The sequence below is a fragment of the Bacillus sp. FSL R5-0820 genome (assembly GCF_038593385.1).
Lineage (GTDB): Bacteria > Bacillota > Bacilli > Bacillales > Bacillaceae > Bacillus > Bacillus altitudinis.
The window spans coordinates 916,587-929,015 of sequence record NZ_CP151991.1; the positions used below are offsets into that span (position 1 = coordinate 916,587).

A 12,429-nucleotide genomic window follows, 5' to 3' on the forward strand; every position below is an offset into this window, starting at 1 on the left:
CTCTTTTTTCTACATATTGTCCATTAATTCAGCCATATCAGGTGGGAGCGGTGCTTCTATCGTCAGCTTTTCACCTGTGAATGGATGGTTCATGTCTACTTGTTTGGCATGAAGGGCGCATCTGTTTATCATGTCACGCTTCCCACCATATAATGTATCGCCAGCTAAAGGATGCCCGAGACTACTAAGATGAACCCGAATTTGATGTGTTCTGCCTGTTTCTAATTGCAGCTTGACGGCCGTCATCTGTAAACGTTTATTGAGATGGAAGACCTCATAATGAGTCTTGGCGCTTTGACCAGTAGGAGAAACTCTCCTTCTGACGGCATGGTGTTTATCACGTCCAATGGCAGCTTGGATCGTTCCTTTCTTTTTCTTAAACAGTCCTTGTGCGATGGCAAGATACGTTCTGTTAATCGCTTTTTTTGAAAGCATTTGATCGAGTACAGCATGTGCCAACCTGTGTTTGGCAAAAATGACGGTGCCGCTTGTATCTTGATCCAGCCTATGTATATGTCTGACTCGCTTTTCTTCTCCATTTGCTTGAAAATGGAAAGCGACTAGGTTCGCCAGCGTACCTGTTTGTCCTTTTTCATTTGGATGCGTCGGTCTTCCAGCAGGCTTTTGGACAACTAATAAATGCTCGTCTTCAAAGAGTACCTCTAATTCACCGTATTCTGGCGTCACATCACTTTCTTCCGTCTCAAATAAATCAATGATGATCTGATCACCTGTACTCACTTTTGCAGCATGGTGGGCAGTTTTTTGATTGAGACGGACTTTTTGGTGCTCCATCCAAAAATGGATAATCGGTTTAGAGGCAGACACTTCGTCTTTTAAAAATTGACTTAAGGAAATGCCATTTTGCTGCTCTCCTACTTTTAGGGAGAGCGTGTGTCCTTTTATGATCATGATATTCGTCCTCTCTTTGGGTATATATAGGAAACACTTACCTTAGCGAATGACTTTTTTTCTGTGCTATTCTGAATGGAGTAATAACGACAGAGAGGTAGATGCCACGTGAGATTAATGAAAGCTGCGACAGACCTTCAGGAGCAGGAAATTGAAGAAACATCAAAGGAAATTGAAGATCTTTTATCCCATTCCGTAAATGGAGAAGAGCAGGAAAAACAACCCCCGCTTACATTCATTGATGGTGTGTATAACGGGACAATGGATGATGCTTTTCGTATTTTATCAGGTCTTCAGTTATTACATACCATTATTTTAAAGCCGAAGCGTCATATCACAAAACGAGATCGTGAGTTATTTGAACTCAACCGTGAACAAGTTAATGCGTGCGGCTTTTCTTTCCCGTTTGATTTAGATGATTTTGCAGGCCGTCACCTTCAAAATGCGTAAAAGTTGGTGTGAACTTCCTTGTTAACTTACAAGGTCGTCGCACATACTATTTTTAAGGGAACGGAGAAACCTTCAAGATCTGTAATACCAATTCCGCTCTTTTTCAACAATGTCTATTCTCCACGAATCGGAGCGCTTGGATCTCTTGCAGAAAGAATCGAACATGACAGGAGCCTGACCAAACGATGCAGGCTCCTTTTATACATAATCATTTTAGCAGACATTCATCTTTGAAAGTCAATTTTATTCACGATATGATAGCAGTATGGAAGATATTTCAGACTTTCGGAAAAAGGAGTGGCCTCTTTGGTAAAGGCGATTATATTTGATTTTGATGGATTAATTTTAGATACAGAAACACATGAATATGAGGTTCTGCAGGAAATGTTTGCTGAGCATGAATCGGAGCTGCCTCTGTCTGTATGGGGAAATGTGATTGGAACGCAGGCGGGTTTTAAGCCTTTTGAATATTTGGAAGAGCAGTTAGGGAAGACATTAGATCATGAGGCGCTTACAGCGGACCGGCGTTCTCGTTTTCAAAAGAGAATGAAGGACGAAGCAGCAAGACCTGGTGTAGAAGCTTATTTAGAAGCGGCAAAGGAGCTTGGAATTAAGATTGGACTCGCTTCCAGCTCAGATTATAAATGGGTGTCTGATCACCTCAAACAAATTGGACTTTTCGATTACTTTGAATGTATCCGCACGTCAGACGATGTGGAAGAAGTGAAGCCTAACCCAGAACTTTATTTGCAAACCGCACAATGCTTAGGCGTTGAGCCAAAAAATTGCGTGGCATTTGAGGACTCTGTGAATGGGTCAATCGCTGCCAAACGAGCGGGTATGAAATGTGTCATCGTGCCAAATAAAGTGACGAGCACACTGCAGTTTGAAGAATATGATGTGAGATTAGAATCCATGGCTGAAATCGAATTGCTCCAGCTATTCCATCAGCTTGAAAAAGAGGATCAGTAAGGGGGCAATACATCATGGCAGAAAAACTAGATTTAACGCGATTTGAAAAAAGAATGGTGATTCGAAATATTAGAGAAGAAGATATCGACCGAATCATCGCATTGCAAGAGGTATGCTTTCCAGGCATGGACCCTTGGAAAAAAGAGCACCTTGAAAGCCACCTTGAACATTTCCCAGAAGGTCAGTTCTGTGCGGAATTCGAGGGGGAAATTATTGGCTCATGTTCAAGTTTATTAATTAACTTTGATGAATACGATGATCGTCACACATGGCAGGACATCACAGATGATGGATATATCACAAACCATAATCCAGATGGGATGAATATGTACGGAATTGAAGTAATGGTCAGTCCTGAGTACCGCCGGATGAAAATCGGTCATCGTTTATACGAAGCAAGAAAAGACTTAGCGAGAAGATTAAATTTAAAAAGCATCATTATTGGCGGACGTATCCCGAATTATCATAAATATCAAGAGGAAATGACGCCTCGCCAATATGTAGAGCAAGTCATGCTGCACCAAATTTATGATCCAGTGCTATCTTTTCAGCTGTTAAATGAATTTAGCCTGATGCGGATCAATCCGAATTACTTGCCGGATGATAAAGCTTCCAGTACGTACGCAACGCTAATGGAATGGAACAATGTCGATTATCGCCCGCAGTCGAAAAGATATTATAAATCGGCGTTTCCGGTTCGAATTTGTGTCATTCAATATGCAATGAAGCAAATTCATTCCTTTGAAGAGTTTATGAATCAAGTGGAGTATTACGTGGATGTGGCATCAGATGCGTCAGCTGACTTTGCCGTTTTCCCGGAAATCTTTACAACCCAGCTTATGTCATATTTAGAAGAGAGATCACCAAGTCTAGCAGTGCAGCGGATCACAGAATATACTGAGGACTACATCAATTTGTTTACAGATCTCTCGGTCAAGTACAACATTAATATCATCGGTGGTTCTCATTTCGTTGAAGAGGAAGGGAAAATCTATAATATCGCCTATTTATTTAGACGTGATGGAACGATTGAAAAGCAATATAAGTTGCATATCACGCCGAATGAAAGAAAATGGTGGGGGATTTCAGCTGGTGACCAAGTCCGGGTATTTGATACGGACTGCGGTAAAATTGCGATCCAAATTTGCTACGATATTGAATTCCCTGAGCTTGCTCGAATTGCAGCTGACAAAGGAGCGAAAATTATTTTCACTCCATTCTGTACAGAAGACCGTCAAGGTTATTTACGAGTGCGTTACTGTGCGCAGGCGAGAGCGGTTGAAAATCAGATATATACGGTCATTTCTGGAACGGTCGGAAACCTTCCGCAAACAGAAAACATGGATGTCCAATATGCACAATCAGCCATCTTTGCACCATCTGATTTTGAATTCGCAAGAGATGGCATTGTAGGTGAGTGCAACCCGAATATTGAAATGGTAGTTGTCGGTGATGTCGACTTAGAAATATTAAGAAGGCAGCGTCAAGATGGAACGGTTCGTCAGCTAAAAGACCGAAGAAGAGACGTGTACCATATTGAATATAAGAAATAACCAAAACAAGCGCCCCGCAGTTATGCGAGGCGCTTTTCTGTATGTTTACATTTTCTTTAATGCCACTGTAGCAAAATGGGCAATGCTTTTGGCAGCTAAAAATGGAACGTCTGATTTAACAAGAGATTGATAAATCGTTTTTTCTACTTGTTTCCATGTAAGATCAGACTCTTCTAAAAGATTTTTTAAATCAGGTCCTACATGCTGGTTGAAAAACTGTTCAAATTGTTCACGTTTTTCTTGTCCGGCAATCACTTCTAATTTTTGTAGCCACTTTTCTTGTTTTTGGAAAGATTGTTCAATGTTTTGTTTAATGGTGTCTGTTGTTGAAGGAAGCTGAAAATCACTTTCTGCTGTCACCTGCTTCGTTTGAATAGATGCAGCATCAGCTGTCTGTGTAATAGGTGAAGCGAATAAAAGGACAGTGGTGGAGAGCATCAAAGATTTTGCGATTGTTTTCATTAAGAAAACCTCCTAGTTCATTTAGTATTGTGCACGAGATTTATTATACATTTTTGTTAAAAAAAGGTAATGAGACTTACCGCTTATTTTTTCATGCGACAAAGGGATGCCAAATGAAAAGACGAATATACTGAATGGAAATGATGTTTTACAAAGGGAGAGGGATATGGGGCGACAATCTAAACATCTGTATATCAATTTGCCGGTTAAGCATGTGAATGAGTCAAAGGCTTTCTTTGAACAGCTGGGGTTTGACTTTCAACAAGAACTGACGAATGAACATGCTGCTTGTTTTGTGATGAATGAGACGATCACAGTCATGCTGTTATCACTTAAGCATTTCCAATCCATTTCAGAGAAGGAATTGGTAGATGCCAGAAATGGCGCAGAGGTCATTATCTCTTTACAGGTCGAGACGAGGGAAGAGGTTGATGAGCTTGTAGAGCGTGCGATCGCAGCTGGTGGTTCACCGTTTAAAGAAAAACAAGACCATGATTTCATGTATGGCTGGAGCTTTCAGGATCGTGATGGTCATTTATGGGAAGTGTTTTATATGGATGAGGAGAGAAGCGACCTTTCATAAGGGTGCTTCTTTTTTATTGATGATCAGTGGTATGATAAGAGGGTAGAAAAAATAAGGAATTCATCTAGAGAAAAGTAGGTGCTTCATGGAATTTTTACTTGTCTTAATGCCAGTGTTCGGCATATTCCTTATAGGGTATATTGGGCAGAAGACAATTGGTTTTAATATACATACGCTTTCATCAATGTCTTTATATTTAATGTCACCATTTCTTGCATTTGAAACCTTTTATCAAAATAAAGTATCAATGGACTATGTGTACTTATCTATATTTGTCGTAGGGCTTTGTCTTTCACTTGTTTTATGTGTCTTCATTTTATCTCGAATTTACGGGTATTCGAATGAAACGTATTGTGCCATGATTTTGTCATCAGCATTTATGAATAATGGAAATTACGGCACGCCTGTTGTCCTTCTTGTTTTTGGAGCAGCTGGTTTAGATATTGCGATTGTGCTAATGGTCCTTCAGCAGCTCGTCATGAGTACGATCGGCATGTATTATGCAGCAAAAGGTGGAGAGGACGCGGGAGACTTGAAGGTCGTTCTAAAAAAAGTGTTGCGTATGCCGGTTGCTTACGGGGCTCTTCTTGGTCTATTATTTCAGCTCATTGACCTTTCATTACCTAAAGAGCTTATGACAGGTGTTCAGCTTGTCGGGGATGCAGCGATACCAACGATTATGCTAATTTTAGGTATGCAGCTCGCAGTGATTTCTTTTAAGCAAGTGGATTATCGCAATATTTCCTATGCGGTGCTGCTGAAGCTGTTTATCTCACCACTCATCGCATTCGGCTTTACGCTTATTTTACCGGTAGATGATTTGGTGAAACAAATTATGATTTTAGTTGCAGCGATGCCTACTGCGGCGAATACAACGCTGATGGCTGTGCAATTTCGAACGAAACCTGAGTTTGTCTCAAGCACGACGTTTCTCAGTACGATTTTAAGTATTGTGACTTTACCTGTTTTATTATGGATTTTATCCATGCACCCTCTGGGATAGGGGACGGCAAACAAAGGGGGACTTATGAATGAATGTAGATGTTCATTTTCAAGTAAGTGATGTGTTAAAAACGAAGCATTTTACGCATGCGAAAGTGTTAGCTGGGGAAAAGGGATTGTTTCGGCAGGTAAAATGGGTACATGTACTTGAAGTGCCTGCTGTAGAGGATTTGTTAAACGGAGGCGAGCTGATCTTAACGACGGCCGCAGGCTTCCATGATCAATTGGAAGTCTTTCAGGCGTTTTTAAGGCAGTTGATTGACTCAGGTGCGGCTGGATTATGTATTGAATTTGTACCGCTCCGGTTTGATGTACCGGAAGAACTGATTATTTATGCAGAAGAACGTGATTTTCCGCTAATTCTGTTTACAAAAGAAGTGAAGTTCGTCAATATTACACAGCATCTCCATACGATGATGATTGAACGTCAGTATCAGATGATGGCAGATTTAGAAGCCTTGTCGTCAAAGCTGAATGAGCTTTTACTAACTCCTCATCCGCAGATGGATATTTTGGATCAAGTGTATCAGCACGTGAGAGGGATACTACTGCTGATCCCTGTTCAAGGTGAGCCGATTATTTTATGTGATTCTTCCAAACAAACAGAAGAGCTTGTGATGAATTATTTGCAATATGCTTCATTACCAAAAGGATATGAAGTGACGCAAAAACAAGTCCTTGCACTCAAACAAACCTTTGCAGACCTCGTCCTCATTCATCAATCGAACACGCTCTCGGAATTTGAACTGCTTGTGATGGATAAAGGAGCGAATGCCCTTGCCCAGCAAACATTAAGAGAGCTGTATACAGAAGAGCTGAAGAAGACAAAAGAGAATGAATGGCTGCAAAAATGGTTTCATGAAGAGCATACAGAAAGAGAGATCATAGAACACCTTGAGGAGACAGAAGGGCTGAAAAAACCGACCGGCTGTGTGGTGATGCTCTTTCAAAAAAACCACCAAATAGAAGAAATCGCAGGGAATCTTTATTTTCTTGTCTCTTGCCGCTCTATTTTTCAGCGAGCTGGTTTCCATTTGATTGTGTACGAGCATCAAGGACAAACCTTATTTATTTTATTGAATACAAGAAAAGTTGAGGACTGGAAAGAGCGTGCAGAAAAAGCGGCAAACGACATCACGCAATTATATGACCGTGAGAAGCCCGGCGAGGCAGTCATCAATTATGGAATCGGTTCATATTGTGAGCAATTTCAGTACATGAGAAAAAGTTTTCAAGCAGCGAAAGAAGTGCTGCATTTAAAGAAAGTGATGCCGCAGCGGGTAGAAAGCCCATTTTATCAAGATTTACATATGCTTCGATTGATGCCTGTCATGAAAGAAAGCGGGTTATTAGAATGCATGGTGAAAGAGTATTTGGAGCCGGTGATTTTATATGATAAACAAAATAGCGGCAGGCTCTATCAGACGCTGAATATCTTTTTACAGACAAACGGTTCTAAAAAAGAAACCGCAAGCCAGCTCTATATTGTGAGGCAGACGCTTTATCACAGATTGGATAAGCTTCATGCTTTACTTGGTGAGGATATGATGCAAGCGCCAAAACGTCAAGCGCTTGAATTTGCGATCCTTGCTTATGAATTTTTACAGGGGAATCGCCATTAACGGTATATGTTAGATTTGCCAAGGGATCAAGTAGAGTGTCTCATGGTTCTTTTCAATCAGTTGACGATCTGTCTAATGTAATGTGTCTGGCCCCTTTTTTATAATGAGAGTAACGACACGGGCGGTCTTGTTTCAGTTTCATATGCCTCACTTTTTATCCATATAATGAATGGAGAGGTCATATGCAGGACCGGTTTAAGCTTCTTTGATGATGAAAACGGATACATGGGGGCGTGGGAAGATGAAAACACATAACGCACAAGATCTTCAGGCGAAAGATGATCAGTTCATTTGGCATCATATGAAAGGGACAAACAAAGAAAATGAAAGTATGGTGATTCATGAGGCAGAAGGCGCATGGGTGACAGATATTCATGGAAATCGCTATTTAGACGGGATGTCAGGGTTGTGGTGTGTAAATGCCGGATATGGACGTAAAGAGCTTGCAGAAGCGGCGTATAGGCAATTAAATACGATGCCTTACTACCCACTGACACAAAGCCATGTGCCAGCGATTCAGCTGGCTGAGAAGCTCAATGAATGGCTAGGCGGGGACTATGTGATTTTCTTTTCTAACAGTGGTTCTGAAGCGAACGAAGCGGCATTTAAAATAGCCAAACAATATCATGCGCAAAAGGGAGAGAGTACACGAACAAAATTCATTTCCCGATATCGATCGTATCATGGCAATACAGCAGCAGCTCTAGCCGCAACGGGTCAAGCGCAGCGTAAGTACAAATATGAACCGTTAGGGCAGGGGTTTATCCATGTCGCACCGCCTGATATGTACCGGCATCCTGAAGATCAAGAGAGCTTGGCAAGTGCTGATGCAATCGATCAAGCGATGACGTGGGAATTAAGTGAGACCATTGCTGGCGTCATCATGGAGCCGATGATTACAGGAGGCGGTATCTTAATGCCGCCAAAAGGATATTTGAAGAAGGTGAAAGAAATCTGTGAAGATCATGGGGCGCTCCTCATTGTGGATGAAGTGATATGCGGCTTTGGCCGGACAGGAAAGCGGTTTGGATTTATGCATGAAGAGGTAAAACCAGATATTATCACCATGGCAAAAGGGATCACAAGTGGATATTTACCGCTATCTGCAACGTGCGTGAAACGAGACATTTATGAAGCGTATGCAGGAGAAGATACGTATGACAGGCTACGGCATGTGAATACATTTGGCGGTCACCCTGCTTCCTGTGCGGTTGCGCTTGCTAACCTAGAGATCATGGAAAACGAGCAATTAGTGGAGCGGTCAGGCAAGCTTGGCCAAGACATGCTCGATCGTTTGCAAGAGTTAAAAGAGCATCCATTTGTCGGTGATGTGAGAGGAAAAGGCCTGCTGTTTGGGATTGAGCTTGTGCAGGATCAGGCGTCAAAAAAGCCAGCTGATCCAAGTGTAGTCGGTCAATTGATTGCAGAATGTAAAAAGCGGGGATTGATCATCGGGAAAAATGGCGATACAGTGGCTGGCTATAATAACGTGGCACAGCTAGCACCACCGCTAAATATCACTGATGAAGACGCCTCATTCATTATCCATACTTTAAAAGAAAGCATGGCGCAATTATAGCAGAGAGGTTTCTCTGCTTTTTTCTATGACCTGAAAGGATCAGGTTTTAATCGATCTGCTAGGCTGAATGGTCAATGGGCACACTAGGTGTATTGAAAAAAACATGCGATTCTATTACTGTAAGGAGAAGATAGAACCAATACACACGAGAAGGAGACGGCATATGAGTTTTCATGATCAACCCATTCTACCTGCTGTTCGCAATATGAAGCAATTTGAGGAATTTTTAAAAAGTCCATTTACATATGGGGTCTTACTTGATGTTCACTTAGGGCGGCTTAAGGGCATCATGAATGAGGCGAATGCGCATCATAAAAAAATGTTTGTCCATGTCGATCTCATTCACGGAATCAAACATGATGAGTACGGAACGGAATTTATTTGTCAGGAAATGAAACCAGCTGGTATTATTTCTACTAGGTCTTCTGTCATAGTAAAAGCCAAGCAGAAAAAGGTATATGCCATCCAGCGAATGTTTTTACTTGATACAAGTGCGATGGAAAAAAGCATGGAGTTTGTCGGAAAACATCGTCCAGATTTTATTGAAGTATTGCCGGGTGTCGTGCCAGATTTAATTACAGAAGTGCGCGAAAGAGCTGGAATACCAATATTTGCAGGAGGATTTATCCGAACAAAAGAAGATGTAGAACGGGCGCTTGCAGCAGGGGCGACAGCAGTCACCACATCGAATACAAAGCTTTGGAAAGCGTTCCAAAAATGAAAAAGATAAAATGTGAAAATTGATTGACAACGTTTTCATCCTCTGATACTATAGCACTAAGTTAATATCATGTGATGGAGAAACGGAGATCCACAACGACGCTTTACTAGGTGACAAATGACCCTGATGTAAAGTATGTTTGTTGTGGGTCTTTTTTTCTGTATCTTTTCTACACATTTATAGGGGATGGCAACTGAACCAGAGGAGGAATTTTTCATGACACCATTTTGGGGTGAAGTCGTTGGTACAATGCTTCTGATTATTTTCGGAGGCGGTGTGTGTGCGGCAGTCAGTTTAAAGAAATCGCTCGCTTATCAGTCCGGTTGGATTGTAATCGCTTTCGGATGGGGATTTGCAGTAGCGATTGCAGCTTATGCCACTGGAGGAATCAGCGGTGCACATTTAAACCCGGCGCTGACAATAGGTCTTGCATTAGAAGGAAGTTTTCCTTGGGCTGATGTTCCAATGTATATTGTCGGTCAAATGCTTGGCGCATTACTCGGAGCTATTATTGTCTTCTTACATTACTTACCACACTGGAAAGCGACAGACGATCCAGGTGCAAAACTAGGCGTATTCTCAACTGGTCCTGCGATTCCGCATACTTTTGCAAACGTGCTCAGTGAAGTCATTGGTACATTTGTATTGGTGGTAGGAATTTTAGCGATTGGTGCAAATAAATTTGCAGACGGAGTCAATCCGCTGATTGTTGGTTTCTTAATTGTCGCAATTGGTCTTTCATTAGGTGGTACAACTGGTTACGCAATTAACCCTGCACGTGATTTAGGTCCAAGAATCGCACATGCCATTCTGCCGATTCCAGGTAAAGGTCCATCAAATTGGAAATATGCTTGGGTTCCTGTTGTTGGTCCAATTTTGGGCGGTGCATTTGGCGGTGTTTTCTATAATGCAGCCTTTAAAGCGAACGTCACACCAGCCTTTTGGATTGTAAGCGTTATTTTAGTTGTGGTATTGTTAGGACTCTATGTTTCTACGAAAAACCAGACAAATGCTGTCAATGAAAGTATGTAAGGGGAGGAAAACACCATGGCAAAAGAAAAATATATTCTCGCATTAGATCAAGGGACAACAAGCTCAAGAGCGATCTTATTTGATCAAGAAGGTAAAATTGCACATACAGCTCAGAAGGAATTCAATCAATATTTTCCGAACCCAGGCTGGGTAGAACACAATGCAAATGAAATTTGGAGCTCTGTTCTATCAGTTATTTCAACTGCTTTAATCGAATCAGGAATTGAAGCAGATCAAATCGCCGGTATCGGAATTACGAACCAGCGTGAGACAGCTGTTGTTTGGGATAAACATACAGGCGCACCTGTTTACAATGCAATTGTTTGGCAGTCACGACAAACATCGGGTATATGTGATGAGCTAAAAGCGCAAGGACACGATGAAACGTTTAGAAATAAAACGGGTCTACTCATTGATGCTTATTTCTCAGGTACTAAAGTGAAATGGATTTTAGACAATGTCGAAGGTGCTCGTGAGAAAGCAGAAAATGGTGACTTGCTGTTTGGCACAATTGATACATGGCTCATTTGGAAAATGACTGGCGGGCAATCACACGTGACAGATTATTCAAATGCATCAAGAACGTTAATGTTCAATATTTACGATCTGAAATGGGATGAAGAACTACTTGATATCTTAGGTGTTCCAGCTTCCATGCTGCCAGACGTCAAACCATCATCACACATTTATGGTGAAACAACAGACTATCACTTCTTCGGTAAAAATATTCCGATTGCAGGAGCGGCAGGAGATCAGCAGTCTGCGTTATTCGGCCAGGCTTGCTTTGAAGAAGGAATGGCGAAGAACACATATGGTACAGGATGTTTCATGTTGATGAATACAGGGGAAAAAGCAATTAAGTCGGATCATGGATTGTTAACGACGATTGCATGGGGCATTGACGGCAAAGTTGAATATGCTTTAGAAGGAAGTATTTTCGTTGCTGGCTCAGCGATCCAGTGGCTGCGTGATGGACTTAGAATGTTTAAAGACTCAAAAGACAGTGAAGCTTATGCTGAGCGCGTTGAGTCAACAGACGGCGTATATGTCGTACCAGCATTCGTTGGTTTAGGCACACCATATTGGGATAGTGATGTCCGAGGCGCTGTATTCGGTTTAACACGCGGCACTTCTAAAGAGCACTTTGTTCGTGCAACGTTAGAATCACTTGCTTATCAAACGAAAGATGTTTTAGATGCGATGGAAAAAGATTCAAACATCTCACTTAAAACATTGCGCGTCGATGGCGGGGCTGTAAAGAATGATTTCTTAATGGGCTTCCAAAGTGATTTGCTCGATGTACCAGTAGAACGTCCAGAAATTAATGAAACGACGGCACTCGGTGCGGCCTATCTTGCGGGAATAGCAGTTGGCTTCTGGAACGACCGTTCAGACATTGCAAAACAATGGAACCTTGACAAGCGCTTTGAACCTAAAATGGAAGAAGACAGCCGTGACTCGTTATACAGCGGGTGGAAAAAGGCTGTAAAAGCAGCTCAAGCTTTCAAATAAACAAAAAGTATGGTATACTTCAAGTAAGT

General features: G+C 41.7%; 12 protein-coding genes. 10 read left to right on the top strand and 2 right to left on the bottom strand.

Going from position 1 to position 12,429, the window contains the following annotated elements:
• Positions 1–9: 9 nt before the first annotated feature.
• The gene (locus tag NST15_RS04650) at positions 10–912 is read right to left on the bottom strand and encodes an RluA family pseudouridine synthase (protein ID WP_079919661.1); all 903 of its coding nucleotides are present in this window, start codon (positions 910–912) and stop codon (positions 10–12) included.
• A 108-nt stretch (positions 913–1,020) separates the two neighbouring features.
• On the opposite strand from NST15_RS04650, the gene NST15_RS04655 reads away from it, so the two are divergent.
• From NST15_RS04655 to NST15_RS04665, 3 genes are all read left to right on the top strand, one after another.
• Positions 1,021–1,362: a DUF5365 family protein gene (locus NST15_RS04655; RefSeq protein WP_326848786.1), complete on the top strand. Its 342-nt coding sequence runs from the start codon at positions 1,021–1,023 to the stop codon at positions 1,360–1,362.
• Positions 1,363–1,668: 306 nt separating this feature from the next.
• Positions 1,669–2,334, top strand: a complete 666-nt coding sequence (locus NST15_RS04660) for an HAD family hydrolase (protein ID WP_268357606.1) — start codon at positions 1,669–1,671, stop codon at positions 2,332–2,334.
• Positions 2,335–2,348: 14 nt separating this feature from the next.
• Positions 2,349–3,887 (top strand): bifunctional GNAT family N-acetyltransferase/carbon-nitrogen hydrolase family protein, encoded by a 1,539-nt coding sequence (locus NST15_RS04665; RefSeq protein WP_007497061.1) that lies wholly within the window; start codon positions 2,349–2,351, stop codon positions 3,885–3,887.
• A gap of 45 nt (positions 3,888–3,932) precedes the next feature.
• Here the strand turns inward: NST15_RS04665 and NST15_RS04670 are convergent, their stop codons facing one another.
• Complete coding sequence (locus tag NST15_RS04670) at positions 3,933–4,349, bottom strand: hypothetical protein (protein ID WP_007497062.1); 417 nt, start codon at positions 4,347–4,349, stop codon at positions 3,933–3,935.
• A 166-nt stretch (positions 4,350–4,515) separates the two neighbouring features.
• Here NST15_RS04670 and NST15_RS04675 point away from each other — a divergent pair, with 166 nt between their 5' ends.
• From NST15_RS04675 to glpK, 7 genes are all read left to right on the top strand, one after another.
• The gene (locus tag NST15_RS04675; protein WP_008349030.1) at positions 4,516–4,932 is read left to right on the top strand and encodes a VOC family protein; all 417 of its coding nucleotides are present in this window, start codon (positions 4,516–4,518) and stop codon (positions 4,930–4,932) included.
• Between the two features lie 85 nt (positions 4,933–5,017).
• Entirely contained in the window at positions 5,018–5,935 is a 918-nt protein-coding gene (locus tag NST15_RS04680) for an AEC family transporter (RefSeq protein WP_342498906.1), read from the top strand.
• A 28-nt stretch (positions 5,936–5,963) separates the two neighbouring features.
• The gene (locus NST15_RS04685) at positions 5,964–7,556 is read left to right on the top strand and encodes a PucR family transcriptional regulator ligand-binding domain-containing protein (RefSeq protein ID WP_342498907.1); all 1,593 of its coding nucleotides are present in this window, start codon (positions 5,964–5,966) and stop codon (positions 7,554–7,556) included.
• 241 nt (positions 7,557–7,797) lie between these two features.
• Positions 7,798–9,135 (top strand): aspartate aminotransferase family protein, encoded by a 1,338-nt coding sequence (locus NST15_RS04690; protein WP_057079762.1) that lies wholly within the window; start codon positions 7,798–7,800, stop codon positions 9,133–9,135.
• A gap of 163 nt (positions 9,136–9,298) precedes the next feature.
• Positions 9,299–9,856, top strand: a complete 558-nt coding sequence (locus NST15_RS04695) for a glycerol-3-phosphate responsive antiterminator (RefSeq protein ID WP_008349014.1) — start codon at positions 9,299–9,301, stop codon at positions 9,854–9,856.
• Positions 9,857–10,072: 216 nt separating this feature from the next.
• Positions 10,073–10,888 (top strand): MIP/aquaporin family protein, encoded by an 816-nt coding sequence (locus tag NST15_RS04700; RefSeq protein ID WP_008349011.1) that lies wholly within the window; start codon positions 10,073–10,075, stop codon positions 10,886–10,888.
• Positions 10,889–10,903: 15 nt separating this feature from the next.
• The gene (glpK, locus tag NST15_RS04705; RefSeq protein WP_007497075.1) at positions 10,904–12,400 is read left to right on the top strand and encodes a glycerol kinase GlpK; all 1,497 of its coding nucleotides are present in this window, start codon (positions 10,904–10,906) and stop codon (positions 12,398–12,400) included.
• Positions 12,401–12,429 lie beyond the last annotated feature (29 nt).

Coding starts and splice junctions, on each gene's coding strand:
- NST15_RS04665 (WP_007497061.1), top strand. CDS start 2,349: ATGGCAGAAAAACTAGATTTAACGCGATTTGAAAAAAGAATGGTGATT.
- NST15_RS04685 (WP_342498907.1), top strand. CDS start 5,964: ATGAATGTAGATGTTCATTTTCAAGTAAGTGATGTGTTAAAAACGAAG.
- NST15_RS04650 (WP_079919661.1), bottom strand. CDS start 912: ATGATCATAAAAGGACACACGCTCTCCCTAAAAGTAGGAGAGCAGCAA.
- NST15_RS04700 (WP_008349011.1), top strand. CDS start 10,073: ATGACACCATTTTGGGGTGAAGTCGTTGGTACAATGCTTCTGATTATT.
- NST15_RS04695 (WP_008349014.1), top strand. CDS start 9,299: ATGAGTTTTCATGATCAACCCATTCTACCTGCTGTTCGCAATATGAAG.
- NST15_RS04680 (WP_342498906.1), top strand. CDS start 5,018: ATGGAATTTTTACTTGTCTTAATGCCAGTGTTCGGCATATTCCTTATA.
- NST15_RS04690 (WP_057079762.1), top strand. CDS start 7,798: ATGAAAACACATAACGCACAAGATCTTCAGGCGAAAGATGATCAGTTC.
- glpK (WP_007497075.1), top strand. CDS start 10,904: ATGGCAAAAGAAAAATATATTCTCGCATTAGATCAAGGGACAACAAGC.
- NST15_RS04670 (WP_007497062.1), bottom strand. CDS start 4,349: ATGAAAACAATCGCAAAATCTTTGATGCTCTCCACCACTGTCCTTTTA.
- NST15_RS04675 (WP_008349030.1), top strand. CDS start 4,516: ATGGGGCGACAATCTAAACATCTGTATATCAATTTGCCGGTTAAGCAT.